We start from the raw sequence: 324 nt of genomic DNA on the forward strand, positions 1-324 counted from the left end.
CAGTACCTGTACAAGTATCGGTATCGGCGGTGAGCGGCTTACCACTGACGATAGGCGACTTACGCTTTGCGATGGGTGCTACAGCCCCAACAACGCATCCAAGCACTTGGACTAACACAACAGGACAGTTCTCTGTACAGATGGATGCAACGCATACTTTCTGGGTAGGACATAGCAAGACAGGTTGTGTGATACGCGTACTTTATAGAGCACCGAATGTGAATACCTTTAAGATTATAAATCCGCAGGTATCTAATACGCCTTGCAAGGGAGGTTCAGAAGGAACAGCCACCTTCACCCTAAGTAATACAACATCGGGACACG

At 48.1% G+C, this 324-nt stretch carries 1 protein-coding gene; it reads left to right on the forward strand.

Features of this window, described 5'->3' with window-relative positions; genetic code table 11:
* A partial coding sequence (locus tag HMPREF9075_RS13535) for a hypothetical protein (RefSeq protein WP_009415809.1) occupies positions 1-324 on the forward strand: 324 nt, incomplete at both ends.

The sequence above is a fragment of the Capnocytophaga sp. oral taxon 332 str. F0381 genome, assembly GCF_000318275.2.
GTDB lineage: Bacteria > Bacteroidota > Bacteroidia > Flavobacteriales > Flavobacteriaceae > Capnocytophaga > Capnocytophaga bilenii.